This is a genomic window from Streptomyces sp. NPDC033845 (assembly GCF_055576225.1).
The window spans coordinates 169,373-183,853 of sequence record NZ_JBVIRI010000002.1 but is presented as its reverse complement, the minus strand read 5'-3'; the positions used below and the strand labels follow the sequence as shown (position 1 = coordinate 183,853).

Sequence of the window (14,481 nt, the reverse complement as noted above, 5' to 3'; positions counted from 1 at the left end):
CGTGGCCCGGGCCCGGGCCACGGGGACCGTACGGCGGGTGGGGTCAGCCGGTGGTGGGGGCGGTGCGGGGGGTCGGGATGTGGCGGGTTCGGTCGAGCATGGACTGGACCGCGGCCTGGGTCCGGGCGGACAGGGCCTGGGCGGCGGCCCGGCGGACGCGGAAGGGTTCGCCCGCCACGGCCGGCGCGGGGAGGGGCTCGCCGATCGTGATCCGCCACTTCGAGGGCAGCGGGAACGGCGCGGTCAGCGGGAAGTACGGCAGGTCCAGCAGCCGGGCCAGCCCCGGGGCCTCACCGAGCTTGGGGAGGGACTCCTCCGCGCCGGTGATGGCGACCGGGACGACCGGGGCCCCGGCCCGGATCGCGGTGAGGGCGAATCCCGGGCTGAAGTGGCGGAGCCGGTACCTTTCCCGGAAGGGTTTCTCCAGTCCGGCCATTCCCTCCGGGAATACCCCCACGAGTTCGCCGTCGTTCAGATGTTCCCATCCCAGCATCGGATTGACGGGAAATACCCCGCGGTTTCGCGCGTACGCGCCGACCACCGGAAACCGGAAGAGCAGCGGGGCGGCGGGAATGTGGATGGGGCGCGGGACGCTCCGTGTGAACACCTTGTGGAACACGAAGGCGTCCAGCCCGTAGGCGCCCGAGTGGTTGGCGACCACCATGGCCGGGCCGGTGGCCGGGACGTGTTCCAGTCCCAGGGCGTCGACCTGGAAGTAGTCGTCCACCAGCCAGTCCAGGGCACGGTCGAAGGCGGCGTCTCCGACGAGCCCCAGCAGCCCTCTCAGCTGCCGGAGTTCACCACCGGCCACATCGATCAGTTCTTTGATGCTCTCGGACAAGAATTGTTCCCCAGTCGGATCTTCCGGCATCGTCAAAAACGCGAGAACGCAGCGCCACCGTACCGGAGGAACGGCATGCGAATTGACGCGCGATAAAGCTCCCTTGACGTCTCAGGTCCCGATCGCCTGGGGGAAGCGGAAGAAGCCGTCCGGGTCCACCTTCCTCTTGATTTCCACCAGGCGGGGATAGTTGGCCCCGTAGTAGGCGGTCCGCCAGTCCTCCCGGTCCGGGTCGGTGAAGTTCTGGTACGCCCCCTCCCCCAGGTAGGGGGCCATCGCCTCCCGGAGCTCCGCCAGCCAGTCCAGGTGGGCGGCCACGGTCCGCGGGGGGTCCCCGGCGGTCCAGGAGGCGTCCAGGGCGACCAGGGCGAAGGCGTCCCGGTGGACGAACGCGGTGTCCGCCGGGGCCACCCGGTTGATCGCCCCGCCCCAGCCGAACACGGCCAGCCCGCAGCCGTCCGGATTGCCGCTGCCGGGACGGCGGGCCAGCCGGTCCAGGGCGAGGGCCACCGCCTCGGGGGGCAGCGGTTCGGCGGCGAAGCCGGTCCGGGCCGCGAAGGAGCCGCCGGAGGTCTCGTGCAGCAGGTAGTCCCTGGCCTCCCAGAAGGTCCGGTCGGCCAGGTCCGCGCGGACCGGCCGGGTGGGTGCGAGCACCGGGGCCAGCAGTGCGCGGAGTTCCTCCGCCGGGCCCAGGTACAGGCCCACCGCCGAGACCGTCGGCCCGCCCCCCGGGCCGGCGTTCAGACCGAGCCGCAGCGAGAGCCCGTCCGGGGCGGTCCGCATCACCTCCTGCGCCAGCCGGAACACCTCCGGCCCCTCGGCGGCCTCCCACAGCAGCAGACAGGTGGAGACCGCGGGGACCGGCCGGGCCCGGAAGGTGAACGACAGGCTGATGCCGAAGTTGCCGCCGCCCCCGCCCCGGCAGGCCCAGTACAGGTCCGGGTTCCGCTCCGCGTCGCATTCCAGGATCCGGCCGTCGGCGGTCATCAGGGTGGAGCCGACCAGGGCGTCGGCGGTCAGGCCGTACGCCCGCGAGGTGGCCGCGAACCCGCCGCCCAGGGTGAGTCCGGCGATGCCCACGGTGGGGCCGTTGCCCAGCGCGAAGGCCATCCCGTGCGGCTCGACCGCCCGGTACACCCCGGCCATCCGGGCGCCGCCGGCCGCGGTGACCAGCCCGGTGGAGCCGTCCGCGGTGACCGTGTCCAGGGCACCGAGGTCCAGGACCAGCCCGGTGCCCGTCGAGTGGCCGGCGTAACTGTGCCCGCCGCCGCGGGCGGTCAGCGCGGTGCCGGTGTCCCGGGCCCAGGCGAGGGCGTGCCGGACGTCGGCCACCTCCGCCACCGAGAGCACCCCGGCCGGTTCGGTGTCGGCGTAGCGGGTGTTGAAGGGGGTGCCGGCGGCCCGGAACCCCGGGTCCCCCGGCCGCAGCAGCCGCCCCGACACGGTCTTCGCCAGCAGCGCCCAGTCGGCCTCGCCGGCCCCTGTCCCGCGGCCCGCCCCGTTCATCGCTCCTCCTCGATGTAGGAGACCCCGGTCCCGGCGTGGGGCCCGTAGCGTTCCCAGACCTCGCGCAGCCGCAGCCGGCCGTCCGCGGTGTGCTCCGGGGTGTTGACGGTGTGTCCGCAGACGACCTCGCCGGTGTCGAAGACGATGGTGTAGCCCATGCTGAGGGTGCCGTCGGGGGCCCTGGTGCCGGCCACCCAGCCGCGCCGGACCTCCCCGCCCGCCACCTCGCACCACACCAGGTCGTCCTGCTGGTGGTAGACGGCCACGGCCTTCCCGTCCCCCTCGCCGGGCGGCTTGCGGAACCTGCGTCCCTCGTAGTCGATCACGAGACCGGTCCCGGGTCCTGGGGGTCCCACCAGATCGCGTAGTAGACGAAGTCCTCGTCGTGTCCGTTGACCACGTGGTGCTCCACCCCGGCCGGGGTGTGCGCGAGGTCCCCGGCCGCGATCTCCTGGCGGGTGCCGTCGCCGATCACGGTGGCGCGGCCGGACATGGCGATGAACAGTTCGGGTTCGTGGTGGGCGTGGGCCTCCGAGACGTCTCCCGGCCGCAGCACGCACCAGGCTCCGTGGAAGGGGGCGGCCAGGCCCGGCCAGGGGTGGAGGAGGCCGAGGTCCAGGCCGTGGGCCCGGACCAGGCGGTCCGGTTCGCCCCGGCGCAGGGTCACCCCCGGGGTCTTCGATTCGCTCAACTTCCCGCTCCGATCGGCGTGGTGAATCCGCTGGTGGTTGCGTTTCCACCGTCAGCCTAGGGGCCGGGAATTCCCTTTCGACAGGGGAATCCGCCCCTGCCGGAAGGGAATCCGCCGGGAAGTTCAAGGGAATGTTTCAGCCATGTCCGAGACCCGCGTCCCGGGCCAGCACAATGGCCTGGGAGCGGTCGGCCACGCCGAGTTTGCCGAATATCACGGAAACGCGGTTGCTGATGGTTTTGGAGGCGAGCAGGAGTTCCCGGGCGATGGCCGCGTTCGACTTGCCCGCCGCGATGCGCTCCAGGACGTCCCGCTCCCGGTCGGTGAGCTGGGGGAACGGGTAGCAGTAGGCGCCGGTGGCCGGGCACATCAGGGTGGCCAGCCGGCCGGCGATCGACTTGTCGACGATGGCCTCGCCGGCCGCGACCGCCCGGATGCCGCGCAGGATCTGGTCCGCGTCGGCCCGTTTGATCAGGAATCCGCGGGCGCCGGCCTGCAATGCCGAGGTGATGAGCTGGTCGTCGTCCTTGGAACTGAAGACCAGGACGCCTGTTTCGGGTCTGGTTCTCAGGACCTGGGCGATGATCCTGGTGCCGGCGGGTCCGTCCATCAGCGGGTCGACCACCAGGACGTGCGGCCGGCACCGGGAGGTCTCCGCGAGCGCCTCGTCCGGGGTCCCGGCCTCTCCGACCACACAGATGTCCGCCGACCGCTCCAGGACGGAGCGGACTCCGTGCCGGAGCGCGGGCTGTGCGTCGGCGAGCACCACGGTGACCGTGGAACGCGCGGGGCGCAGCTCCGGAAGGTCCCCGTCCGGCCGGCGGCTCGCATAGCCTCTTCGCACATCAATATGTGACGAGAGTGGCCAGAGTAACTCCTTGATGTTCGCCTGCTGATTCACGTCTTCCTTCCCCCCGAGTCGATCGTCTCCGGCGCGACCCCCCGACCGGCCGGTCACAAGAATGGTGCAGACCGCATCCCCACCGCAACGGTCCGTCGCGGGCGTTCGCGGTGCCGGCCACGCCCTATTTGACGATTCCGAGACTGATTCCGAATTCCGGTGAGCCGCCGAGGAGGTAGGCCCCGGCCGACTGGAGAATGCGGTCCTGCGCGATGAGGTGCTGGCACAGGGTGTTGGTGTCCCGGAGCCAGCGGTCCATCGGTGAGGAGCGGTTGACCGACCAGGCCTGGAGCAGGTCGTAGAGCCGGCCGACGACGTCCCGGGAGGTCCGGAACGCGTGCACCCAGGAGACCGGCGAGGCGGCCCGCTCCTCGGGGGTGAGGTCGTCCAGGGTGCCGCCGGCCTCCAGGACCTCCCACTGGCGGCGCATGCTGCCGTAGACGCCCTGCCGGGCCGCCCCGTACGCGGCCTCGCACTCGGCCAGGGTCACCTGGGCCCGGTAGCTGTCCTTCCAGGCCACCCCGGTCATCCGGTCCATCCGGGTCCGCGCCACCTCCCGGGCGTGGTCCAGGGCCGCCCGCGCCACCCCGAGCGGGACGGCGCACATGGTGCGGGTGAAGGCGTCGGGCTGGGCCAGCGGGCCGGGCCGGCCGTACACCTTCCCGAAGTGGTAGGTGTGCTCCTCGGGGACGAACACCCCGTCCACGGTGTAGTCGCAGCTGCCGCTGCCGCACAGGCCGGTGGTGTGCCAGTTGTCGATCACCTCCACCTGGTGCCGGGGCACCAGGAACTGCCGGGACTCGTGCGGATTGCTGCCGTCCGGACTCGCGTACGGCGCACCGTCCTGGAACACGAACGCCCCCGAGGTCACCCAGTCGCAGTGGGTGATCCCGCTGCCGAACGACCACCGGCCGGACAGCCGGTATCCGCCCGGCACCCGCTCCGCCCGGCCGGAGGGCTGGAGCAGCCCCGCGGTGATGGTGTCCGGGGTCGGGAACATCTCCTTGGCGACGGTCTGGTCCAGGAAGGCGCTGTAGATCCCGGTGTTGGAGCCGATCATGGCGCACCAGGCGGCCGAGGCGTCGCCGTGCGCCAGGGCCTCGATGACCTCGACCTGCTCCATGGAGGTGAGCTCCAGACCGCCCCACTCCCGGCCGAAGCACATCCGGAACACCCCGGCGTCCCGCAGCAGGTCCACCACGTCGGCCGGCAGCCGCCGGGCCGATTCGATCTCCGCCGCCCGCTCCCGGAGCACCGGAGCCAACTCCTTGGCACGTCGCAGCAGTTCGGCCGGGGATCCGGCCGGTCCGGGGGCGGTCGCGGTGCGCGCCCGGTGCTTGTCGGTCATGGTCATACGATCCCTCCGAGGCTGATCCGGAACGTGGGGGTGCCGCCCAGCAGATAGGCGCCGGCCGATTCGAGGGCGGCGTCCTGGGCGTTGAAGTGCTGGCACATGGTGGTGGTGTCGCGGAGCCAGCGGTCCATCGGGGACGAGCGGCCGATCGACCAGGTCTGGAGCAGGTCGTAGAGCCGGGCCACGATGTCCCGGGAGGTGCGGAAGGCGTGCACCCAGGACAGCGGGGAGGCGGCCCGCTCGTCCCGGGTGAGGTCCGCCGGGCCGCCGCCGGCCGCGAGCACCTCCCACTGGCGGCGCATGCTGCCGTAGACGCCCTGCCGGGCCGCCCCGTACGCGGCCTCGCACTCGGCCAGGGTCACCCGGGCCCGGTAGCTGTCCTTCCAGGCCACCCCGGTCATCCGGTCCACCCGGGTGACCGCCACCTCCCGGGCGTGGTCCAGGGCCGCCCGCGCCACCCCGAGCGGGACCCCGCAGGTGTTGCGCATGAAGGCGTCCGACTGGGCGAGCGGGCCGGGCCGTCCCCGGACGGTGAAGAAGCTGAAGGTGTGTTCCTCCGGGACGAACACCCCGTCCATGGCGTAGTCGCAGCTGCCGGTGCCGCACAGGCCGGTGGTGTGCCAGTTGTCGATCACCTCCACCTGGTGCCGGGGCACCAGGAACTGCCGGGACTCGTGCGGATTGCTGCCGTCCGGACTCGCGTACGGCGCACCGTCCTGGAAGACGAACGCCCCCGAGGTCACCCAGTCGCAGTGGGTGATCCCGCTGCCGAACGACCACCGGCCGGACAGCCGGTATCCGCCCGGCGCCCGCTCCGCCCGGCCCGCCGGGGCCAGGACACCGGCGGTGACGGCGTCCGGGTGCGGGAACGCGGCCTTGGCGACCGGCTCCTCCAGGAAGGGCGCGATCAGTCCGGTCATCGCCCCGATCCCGGCGCACCAGGCGGTGGAGGCGTCCCCGTAGGCCAGGGCCTCCACCACCTCGGTCTGCTCCATGGAGGTGAGCTCCAGACCGCCCCACTCCCGGCCGAAGCACATCCGGAACACCCCGGTCTCCCGGAGCAGTTCCACCAGGTCCGGCGGCAGCCGCCGGGCCGATTCGACCTCCGCCGCCCGCTCCCGCAGCAGCGGCACCAACGCCCGTGACCGTTCCAGGAGTTCCTCCGCCGTCCGGGCCGGACCCGCTGGGCTCATCCCGTTCCCCCCGCTCATTCGTCCACGTCCAGCAGCCCGTCGGGCATCGCGAACAGGGCGTCCGCCTCCGGCGGGCCGATCGGATCGGCCACCAGTTCCACGGCCTCGGCCGCGGCGGCCAGCCGGTCCAGACAGCCGGTGGTGTCCTCGGCCTCGCACACCACGAAGGAGTGCCGGGCCAGATAGCCGCCGGGCGGCAGCCTCAGGGTGCTGCCCGGTTCGGCCATCGGGGCGGCGGCCAGCAGACCGGGCAGGTCCGAGGGCACCGTCACGGACCGCAGCACACAGTCCCGGTCCGGATAGCCGAACCGGATCCCGGCCACCGCCCGCCGGGTGGGCCGGGTGTCCGGGCGCTGCCCGGTGGCCACGTCGAAGAGCACCTCGCCGGGCTCGATCCCGGTGGCGGCCCGGCCCAGGAACGGGATCAGGTCCCCGCCGAGCCGGCCGTTGACCTCGATCACCAGCGGGCCGCGCGGGGTCAGCCGCACCTCGGTGTGGGTGATGCCGTCCTCGATGCCGAGGGCCCGGTGCGCCCGGGTCAGGGTGTCCATGAGCTCCCGGTCGTCGAGCAGCGGGTCGGCGGCGTCGACCACGTGCCCGACCTCCTCGAAGTACGGCTGGTCGCTGGTGTGCTTGCGGGCCAGGAACAGCGGCAGGTACTCCCCCTTGTGGACGGCCCCGTCCACGCTGATCTCGGGTCCGGGGGCGTACTCCTCGACGATCACCCCGGCCCGGTACGGTCCCGGGTCGACCCGGCTGGCGGCCAGGGCGATCCCGGCGGCCCGTTCCAGCTCGGCCGCGTCCGCCGCGAACACCACCCCGATGCTGGCGCCCATGGCCCGGGGTTTGACGACCACCGGGTAGCCGATCCGGTCGGCCGCGGCGCGGGCCCCGGCGACCGTGCCGGTCAGTTCGAAACCGGGCTGGTGGAGGCCCGCGGCGGTCAGTTCGCTGCGGGTGAGCCGCTTGTCCCGGCAGCCCCGGACCCCGGGCCCGGAGAGCCCGGGCACCCCGAACTCCGCGGCGAGCAGGCCGGCGTCCAGGACCAGGGGCTCGTCCCAGCACATCAGGCCGACGATCTCGCGGCGGCCGGCGATCTCCCGGGCGGCCGCGGTCATGGTGGCCGAGTCGAAGACGTTGGCCACCACGATCTCGTCGAAGTAGGCGTGCTGCCAGGTGGGTCTGAGGTTGTTGAGGAGCACCATGTCCAGTCCGGCCGCGCGGGCGCGGCGGCGGATCGGGGCCACCAGGTACTCGCGGTAGACCTTCAGCCCGCTCCCGATGACCAGCAGGGTGCCGTTGCCGGCGGTCATGCCTCTCCTCCTTCTGCGGATCCGGAAGTGGACGCGGAAGCGGTTCCGGACGGGGTTCCGGTGGTGGACGCGGATGGGGTTTCGGTGGTGAACTCGACCAGTCGGGCGGCGGCTTCGGCCCTGTGGCGGGCCTGGGCGGGGGTGTCCCCGGTGGTCATCACCACGCCGGCCCGGTGCCAGGAGTGCCGCAGGTCCGGGAAGCGGTCCCCGGCGGCGGCGGTGTGCAGCAGGAACACCCCGTCCGCGGCCCGGGCCGGTCCGGTGCCGTGCACCCCGGTGATCCGGCCGGGGGCGGTGGTCAGGAAGCGGACGGCCGCGCCGCCCCCGGCCCGGGCCGGCAGCCGCCCGGTCGGCAGTCCCTGCATCAGGGCGAAGTAGGCCTGCAACAGCGGTACCGGATAGGCGAGTTGGATGGTGTCCAGGATCCCGCCGCCGGGCAGCCGGCCGGCGCACTCCACCAGATGGGGGGTGCCGTCGGAGACGATCCATTCGCAGTGCACGGCTCCGTCGTGGAAGCCGGCCGCCCCGAGCACCCGTACGGTCCGTTCGGCGAGCCGTGCCGCCAGGCCGGCGGGGATGTCGGCGGGCACGGTGTGGGACATCTCGACCGGGTAGGGGCCGGGGAACAGCTCCTTCGCGGTGATGTTGGTGAACAGCGGGGTGCCGTCCCGGACCAGCATCTCCACGCTGTACTCGGGTCCTTCGAGGAACTCCTCGGCCAGCATGGAGAGTTCGATGGGACGGTCGGGGACGAAGACGCCCTCGTCCTGGTCCAGGCAGTCGGCCCAGGCCCCTTCCGCCTCGGCGGGCGAGTCCAGCACCCGGGTGCCCACCGAGGCCTGCCGGTTGGCCGGTTTGAGCACGGCCCGGCGGCCGGGGCGGGCCCGCAGGAAGGCCCGTACGTCCTCGGGGCCGTGCACCCGGACGGCGGCCGGGCCGGCGATCCCGGCGGCGGCCGTGACCCTGCGCAGCAGGGACTTGTCCCGCATGACCTGGGCGGCGCCGAGGCCGGCGCCGGGCAGTCCGTAGCGTTCGGCGAGCCGGGCGGCGAACGGGGTGGCGTACTCGACCGCCGGGATGACGGCGGCCGGGTCCAGGCCGGGGTGGGCCTGGTGGAACTCGTCGGCGGCGCCGGGCAGGTGGTACTCGGCTTCGAGCAGACCGCGGACGAACGGCTGCCCGGCGAGCTGCTCGCGGACCCCGCGCTTGCGGACCACGTCGGGCTCCTCCACGTAGACCACCGAGTCGGCCGGCTGGAAGCCGGCGATGGTGGCGAGGGTGACCCCGACGAATCCGACGACCAGGACGGGACGGCCGCTCATGAGCTGCCTCCGGAGACTTCCGCAGGGTCCCCGGCCTTGGGGGCGTCCGCCCCGGCGGGTTCGGTGCGGTCCTTGGCGCGGTTGAGGGCCACCATGGCCAGCACCCCGGCCACCGCCTCCAGGACCGCGCAGACCAGCCAGAACCCGCCGCCGAGCCGGCTCCACACATAGACCCCGAAGACCGGGGCGATGGCCGAGGCCATCCCGGCCAGGGCCTGGCCCGCGGCGATGTGGCGGGCCTTCACCTCCGCCGGGAAGGTGGCCGGGTGGGCGAACATGCTGGGTGCGGCGATCATGATGCCGACCACTCCCAACACCGCCCCGGTGACGACGAACACCGCGGACTTCGAGGAGAGGGCGTACACCGCGAGGCCCAGGGTGACCGCGGCGTGGCCGATCAGGACCACGATGTGCCGGGGCAGTCCGGCGATCAGTGCGGTGATCTTGAGTTCGCAGGTGATCAGGACCACCGAGGAGACGGTGAGCACCGTGCTGTACAGGCTGGTCGGATAGCCGTCCTCGACGATCTCCAGCGGGAGGGCGATATGGCCCTGCGCATAGGTGATGGTGCCGATGAACACCGCGACCAGATAGGCGAGGAACCGGCGGTCGGCCAGCATCTCCGCGTAGGCGGAGCGGCGTCGGGGAGGGCCGGGCTCCGCCGCCCCGGTTCCAGATGCCCCGGTTCCGGTCCTCGCGGCCGCGGTCTTCTCCGGCGGGGCCGGGGCGGGACGTCTGGGCAGTAGAACGAAGGCGAGCGCGGCGTAGAGGAGCGCGGTGGCGCCGTCCACCCAGAACAGCAGGTCCCAGTCGATCAGGATCAGACCGGCGGCGAGCAGCGGGGCCAGTGCGGCGCCCACGTTCAGCGCGATCCGCATCATGGAGAAGGCCATGACCTGGTAGCGGTCCGGCATCAGGTCGCTGAGCAGGACGGCCGCGGCCGGCCGGTAGGACTGGGTGAAGAGTCCGGCCAGTCCGACGACCGCCAGCAGCGCCGGGAACCGGTCCGGGCCGCTGAGCCAGGAGATCGAGGCCACCAGGGGGGCCGAGGCGGCCATCGCGGTGACGATGGTGGCGCGCGGACCGAACCGCTGGGTGAACTCGCCGCCGAGCATGGAACCGAAGACGGCGCCGATGCTGTACGCGACGAGGGTCAGACCGGCCGAGCCGACGGACACCCCGCGGAAGGTCAGGTACAGCACCAGGAAGGTCTGGACGAACGCGCCGAGCTGGTTGACCAGCACGCCGCCGAGCAGATAGCGGACCGGGGCCGGGGTCGCCTTCAGCGCCTCGAACACCCCGATCGGGGGGCCTTCCGCCTTCTTCATGCCGCCGCTCCCTTCAACGCGTCGACGATCCGTCCCGCGACCAGCGGGGCCTGGCTGAATCCGGAGCCGCCACAGGCGGCGCGGGACCAGACGGCCGGTCCCATCCGGGCCAGGAGCGCGCCGCCGGTGGCGGCGTCGGTGGTGTAGTGGCAGGGTTTGACGGCCGCCACGGTGTAGCGGTCCAGGCCGGACAGCGGGGCCGTCCGGGTCAGTCGGCGGACCCAGCGGGCCTGGCTCTCGCCGGGGCAGTCCTCGGTGGTGACCACGGACCGGCGCACCGCGTCGGAGCTGATCTTGAGCAGGTTGCCGTCGCCGGGGGGCACCACCCAGGCCCTGCCGTCCGCGCCGAGGCCGGCCACCGCCGGGGCGGTCCGCCACCAGGGGGCGGTGTCCCGGGGCGGCCGCAGATAGACGGTGGTCTGGCGGTGCAGGACCACCGGGTGGGCGAAGAGGTCCCTGGTCCACGGGCCGGCCGCGACCAGCACCAGATCGGCGCCCAGCGTCTCCCCGCCGGCCAGCAGCAGCTTCCCGGTGTCCGGGTCCACGTCGCTGACGGCGGTGTACGGGCGGACGGTCACCGAGGGGTGGCCGGAGAGCCAGCGGGCCGCGGCCCGCAGGACCCGCTCGGCGAGCAGCACCCCGGCGTCCACCTCGCGGAGTCCGGTGGAGCCGTCCGGGAACTCCAGATGGGGCAGTTCGGCCGGCTCCACCGGTTCCAGGACGGTGCCGGTCTCGGCGGCGGCCGCCCGGAGTTCGGCGATCCGGTCCCGGGGCCAGGCGGTGACCACGCCCACGCCCCGGTAGAAGCGGGTGCCCAGCAGGGTCTCCAGCTCCAGCCAGCGGCGGTGCGCGGCGGCCATCCGGCGGCCGGCCTCGGTGTCCCCGGCGCCGAAGGTGCGGATCACCCGGGTGCGGTCGAAGGAGCTGGACCCCGGGTTGGGCACCGGGCCCCGGTCGAGCAGGGTCACCCGGTGCCCGGCCAGGGCGCATTCCAGTGCGGTCAGCAGCCCGGTGACCCCGGCGCCCACCACGACCACCCGGCGGGCGCCGGCCGCCGGGCGGCCCGCGGCCGGGGCGGTGCCTGGGCCGGTCCCGGGCCCGGGCGAGGTCGGCCCGGTGGTGGGCCCGGTCACCGGTCCGGCTCCGCGAGCCGGGGCAGCCGGACCGGGGTGAACCGGACGGCGTGCGGCCGGGCCGGGATCGTACGGTCCTCCGGCAGGGCCTCGGCGGCCAGGTCGACCAGGACCGGGGCCGCGCAGCGCAGGAACAGGTCCACCTCGTGGCAGAAGTCCCCGGCGTCCTCCCCGGTGACCTCCCAGCGGTCCAGCCGGGCCAGTTGCTCGGAGAGGGTGAAGGCGACGGCGGTGAGGCTGAACCGCTCGACCCCGTATCCGGCGGCGAATCGTTCCAGCATGCGACCGGCCGCCGACCGGGAACGGGCGGACACCGGCAGCGGGCCGCGGCCCGTCCACCGGGCGGCCTTGTCGGCCACCCGGTTCCACGGTCCGACCAGGCGGTCCTCGGTGATCCGGGCGAGCGCCTCCCGGGTGAAGTTGGTCCGCTGGAAGTCGGGGCTGGTCGCGGCCAGGCAGAACCGGACCAGGTCCCGGGGCACTTCGGCCGCCAGCTCCTGCCCGGTCACCACATGGCCGCGGCTGGTGGAGAACTTGTCGTGCTCCAGCTCGTAGAACTCGTTGGTGACGAACCGTTCCGGCAGCACATAGCCGCCCAGGGCGAGGAGCATGGCCGTGCCGGCCACCGCGAAGGCGAACCCGGCGTCGGAGCCGCAGAAGTACACCACCTCGGTGCCGGAGCCGGAGAACCACAGCTCGTCCTCGGCGCCGACCGCCTCCCCGCGCCGCTCGGCCGCGAGCACCCCCGCGTGCATGCTCCAGGCGATGGTCTCCACGTCCCCGTAGATCACCTGGCCGGCGACCTCCGGGAACGGGGCGGGGATCCCCCAGCCGATCGGCAGGGTCATCGGGTAGTCGGGCAGCGGCCCGGACAGCAGCTCCGCCACCAGCTGGGCCAGCCGGGGCCGCAGTTTCCCGCCCTGCCGGGCGAAGTACTCCGTCAGGGCCTCCCGGTGCTCCTCCAGCGGCAGGACGAGCACCTTCTCCTCGCGCAGTTCCACCGGCTCCCCGGGGTCGCGGGCGGAGCGCGGGCCGATCAGCTCCCCGGAGCCGATCCAGTGCCCGCAGTTCTCGCAGAGCCCGGCGCAGCCCTCGGCCAGACAGACCGGGCAGCCGCCGCGGACATAGGCGTCGGTGAGGTACTCCCCGGTGCGCGGGGCGTAGGGCAGCCGGACGGAGCGCAGCCGCAGCGCCCCGGCCGCGTGCAGCCGCTCGAAGAAGCCGCGGACCGACTTCACGTAGCGGTCGTCGAAGCCGACGAACCCGTCGGGGCGGATGCCGACGGCCTCCAGGGTCCGTTCGATCTGCCCGGCGGAGCGGGAGCGGAGCTCCTCGGGGCCGACGCCCAGCCGGGCGGCGGTGGTGACGATGTAGTTCTGGGTGCCGTGGACCCCGGTGCCGAAGAGGACCTCGCGGCCGGTGGCCCGGGCGTAGCGGGCGCAGACGTCGGCGGCCAGGAAGGGGCCGGCCAGATGGCCCAGGTGCAGGTCGCCGTTGGCGGTGGGGCCGGGGGCGATGACCAGGGTGCGGGTGGGGCGGGGCGGCCGCGGGTGCCGGTCCGGTGCCATCAGACGCCTCTCGGTTCGGCGACGGCGCGGCGGGCCATCAGGTCGGCGAGGATGTCCTGCGAGCGGTGGGCCAGCACGCTGATGAGGGAGTCGGCGATGCCGTGGGTCTCCTCGTTGACCCCCTGGAGGTAGACGGCGCCCCAGGCGGACTCCCCGAGGTCCACCCGGTAGGAGCGGCTGACGGCCACCTCGTCCAGGCCCACCCGGGCGGCCAGGTCGCGGACCAGGGCCGGTTTGCGGGGGTCGAATCCGGTGCCGAGGAGCACCAGGTCGCAGCGGAGCTGTTCGATCTTGCCGCTCATCCGGTCCCGGAGGTCGAGGACCACCTCCCCGCCCTCCACCCGGGCGGCGGCCACCTCGGTCATGGCGCGGACGCTGGAGCGCTGGGGGCCCAGCATCTTGTCCCGGTAGAGCATGGTGTAGAGCTCGTCGAGGAAGGGCGGGGCGAGTCCGGCGTAATTGGTGAGCCGCATCTCGTCCAGGACCTGGGAGCGGACTTCCGCGGGACTTTCGTAGAACTCGTCCACGAACGAAGGGAAGAACAGTTCGTTGACGAATTTGCTGGACTGGTAGTTCTGCAGCCCTATCGAGCGGACCACCATGGTCACCTGGCTCTGCGGGAGGTTCTCGCGCAGCGCGAAGAACATTTCCGCGGCGCTCTGCGCCCCGCCCACGACCACCGCCCGGACCGGCTTGTCCTTCGGGATGCGCGCGATGCTGGTGCGGTACTGGGAGCTGTGCACCACCCGTTCCGCCGGCAGTCCGGCGAACACCTCGGGGACCCGGGGGTCGCGGCCGCCGCCGACGACCAGGTCCCGGCAGTTGATCCGGTCCCCGTCGGTGAGCAGCACGCTCCAGCCGGTCACCGATCCGTCCTCGTCGCAGACGGGGTCGACGCGGGCGGCCCGGGCTCCGTAGCGGATCTCCACCCGTTCCAGGGAGGCGGCCACCCACTGGAGGTAGTCGGAGAACTCCCAGCGGAACGGGTTGAAGGTGCCCAGGTTCACGAACTCGTCGAGCCGGCCCTGGTGGTGCAGGAAGTTGAGGAACGAGAACCTGCTGGTGGGGTTCCGGAGCGTCACCAGGTCCTTGAGGAAGGACACCTGGCTGCGCGCCCAGGGCATCAGCAGGTCGCGCTGCCATTTGATGTCCGGACTCTGTTCCAAAAGCAGAGTGTTTTCGGCCAGTTCGGCCGATCCTGATTCTTCGATGGCCACCGCCAGCGCCAAATTCGCCGGACCCGCTCCGATGGCCAGGACACCGACCTCTCGAACCGCCACGCTTTCCCCCCTCGATCGCTGTGATCCCGCTCGGGACGAGCAGTAGCGAGG

Annotated in this window: 13 protein-coding genes; all 13 read right to left on the bottom strand. The window is 73.0% G+C overall.

The window, feature by feature from the left end; all coding sequences use genetic code 11:
- Positions 1 to 43: 43 nt before the first annotated feature.
- Positions 44 to 841 (bottom strand): lysophospholipid acyltransferase family protein, encoded by a 798-nt coding sequence (locus tag ACZ50K_RS04930; protein WP_468897575.1) that lies wholly within the window; start codon positions 839 to 841, stop codon positions 44 to 46.
- Positions 842 to 952: 111 nt separating this feature from the next.
- Entirely contained in the window at positions 953 to 2,347 is a 1,395-nt protein-coding gene (locus tag ACZ50K_RS04925; RefSeq protein WP_468897572.1) for an FAD-binding oxidoreductase, read from the bottom strand.
- Positions 2,344 to 2,673: an avidin-fold protein gene (locus ACZ50K_RS04920; RefSeq protein ID WP_468897570.1), complete on the bottom strand. Its 330-nt coding sequence runs from the start codon at positions 2,671 to 2,673 to the stop codon at positions 2,344 to 2,346. The genes ACZ50K_RS04925 and ACZ50K_RS04920 overlap by 4 nt, the downstream gene beginning before the upstream one ends.
- Positions 2,670 to 3,038 (bottom strand): cupin domain-containing protein, encoded by a 369-nt coding sequence (locus ACZ50K_RS04915; RefSeq protein ID WP_468897568.1) that lies wholly within the window; start codon positions 3,036 to 3,038, stop codon positions 2,670 to 2,672. Before ACZ50K_RS04915 ends, ACZ50K_RS04920 begins: the two co-directional genes overlap by 4 nt.
- A gap of 136 nt (positions 3,039 to 3,174) precedes the next feature.
- Positions 3,175 to 3,882 (bottom strand): response regulator, encoded by a 708-nt coding sequence (locus ACZ50K_RS04910; RefSeq protein ID WP_468897565.1) that lies wholly within the window; start codon positions 3,880 to 3,882, stop codon positions 3,175 to 3,177.
- Positions 3,883 to 4,063: 181 nt separating this feature from the next.
- Positions 4,064 to 5,287: an acyl-CoA dehydrogenase family protein gene (locus ACZ50K_RS04905; RefSeq protein ID WP_468897563.1), complete on the bottom strand. Its 1,224-nt coding sequence runs from the start codon at positions 5,285 to 5,287 to the stop codon at positions 4,064 to 4,066.
- Between the two features lie 2 nt (positions 5,288 to 5,289).
- Positions 5,290 to 6,486: an acyl-CoA dehydrogenase family protein gene (locus ACZ50K_RS04900; protein WP_468897561.1), complete on the bottom strand. Its 1,197-nt coding sequence runs from the start codon at positions 6,484 to 6,486 to the stop codon at positions 5,290 to 5,292.
- Positions 6,487 to 6,500: 14 nt separating this feature from the next.
- Entirely contained in the window at positions 6,501 to 7,799 is a 1,299-nt protein-coding gene (locus tag ACZ50K_RS04895; RefSeq protein ID WP_468897558.1) for an ATP-grasp domain-containing protein, read from the bottom strand.
- The gene (locus tag ACZ50K_RS04890; RefSeq protein WP_468897556.1) at positions 7,796 to 9,121 is read right to left on the bottom strand and encodes an ATP-grasp domain-containing protein; all 1,326 of its coding nucleotides are present in this window, start codon (positions 9,119 to 9,121) and stop codon (positions 7,796 to 7,798) included. The genes ACZ50K_RS04895 and ACZ50K_RS04890 overlap by 4 nt, the downstream gene beginning before the upstream one ends.
- Entirely contained in the window at positions 9,118 to 10,449 is a 1,332-nt protein-coding gene (locus tag ACZ50K_RS04885; protein WP_468897554.1) for an MFS transporter, read from the bottom strand. Before ACZ50K_RS04885 ends, ACZ50K_RS04890 begins: the two co-directional genes overlap by 4 nt.
- The gene (locus tag ACZ50K_RS04880; protein ID WP_468897552.1) at positions 10,446 to 11,582 is read right to left on the bottom strand and encodes an NAD(P)/FAD-dependent oxidoreductase; all 1,137 of its coding nucleotides are present in this window, start codon (positions 11,580 to 11,582) and stop codon (positions 10,446 to 10,448) included. The genes ACZ50K_RS04885 and ACZ50K_RS04880 overlap by 4 nt, the downstream gene beginning before the upstream one ends.
- On the bottom strand, positions 11,579 to 13,150 hold the full coding sequence (locus ACZ50K_RS04875) for a class I tRNA ligase family protein (RefSeq protein WP_468897548.1): 1,572 nt from the start codon (positions 13,148 to 13,150) through the stop codon (positions 11,579 to 11,581). Before ACZ50K_RS04875 ends, ACZ50K_RS04880 begins: the two co-directional genes overlap by 4 nt.
- A complete protein-coding gene (locus tag ACZ50K_RS04870) occupies positions 13,150 to 14,430 on the bottom strand; it encodes a lysine N(6)-hydroxylase/L-ornithine N(5)-oxygenase family protein (protein ID WP_468897546.1) in 1,281 nt (426 codons plus the stop codon). Before ACZ50K_RS04870 ends, ACZ50K_RS04875 begins: the two co-directional genes overlap by 1 nt.
- Positions 14,431 to 14,481 lie beyond the last annotated feature (51 nt).

What these genes read in the sequence shown, in the direction of transcription:
- ACZ50K_RS04875 (WP_468897548.1), bottom strand. Translation starts at nt 13,150, where the DNA reads ATGGCACCGGACCGGCACCCGCGGCCGCCCCGCCCCACCCGCACCCTG.
- ACZ50K_RS04905 (WP_468897563.1), bottom strand. Translation starts at nt 5,287, where the DNA reads ATGACCGACAAGCACCGGGCGCGCACCGCGACCGCCCCCGGACCGGCC.
- ACZ50K_RS04895 (WP_468897558.1), bottom strand. Translation starts at nt 7,799, where the DNA reads ATGACCGCCGGCAACGGCACCCTGCTGGTCATCGGGAGCGGGCTGAAG.
- ACZ50K_RS04900 (WP_468897561.1), bottom strand. Translation starts at nt 6,486, where the DNA reads ATGAGCCCAGCGGGTCCGGCCCGGACGGCGGAGGAACTCCTGGAACGG.
- ACZ50K_RS04890 (WP_468897556.1), bottom strand. Translation starts at nt 9,121, where the DNA reads ATGAGCGGCCGTCCCGTCCTGGTCGTCGGATTCGTCGGGGTCACCCTC.
- ACZ50K_RS04885 (WP_468897554.1), bottom strand. Translation starts at nt 10,449, where the DNA reads ATGAAGAAGGCGGAAGGCCCCCCGATCGGGGTGTTCGAGGCGCTGAAG.
- ACZ50K_RS04925 (WP_468897572.1), bottom strand. Translation starts at nt 2,347, where the DNA reads ATGAACGGGGCGGGCCGCGGGACAGGGGCCGGCGAGGCCGACTGGGCG.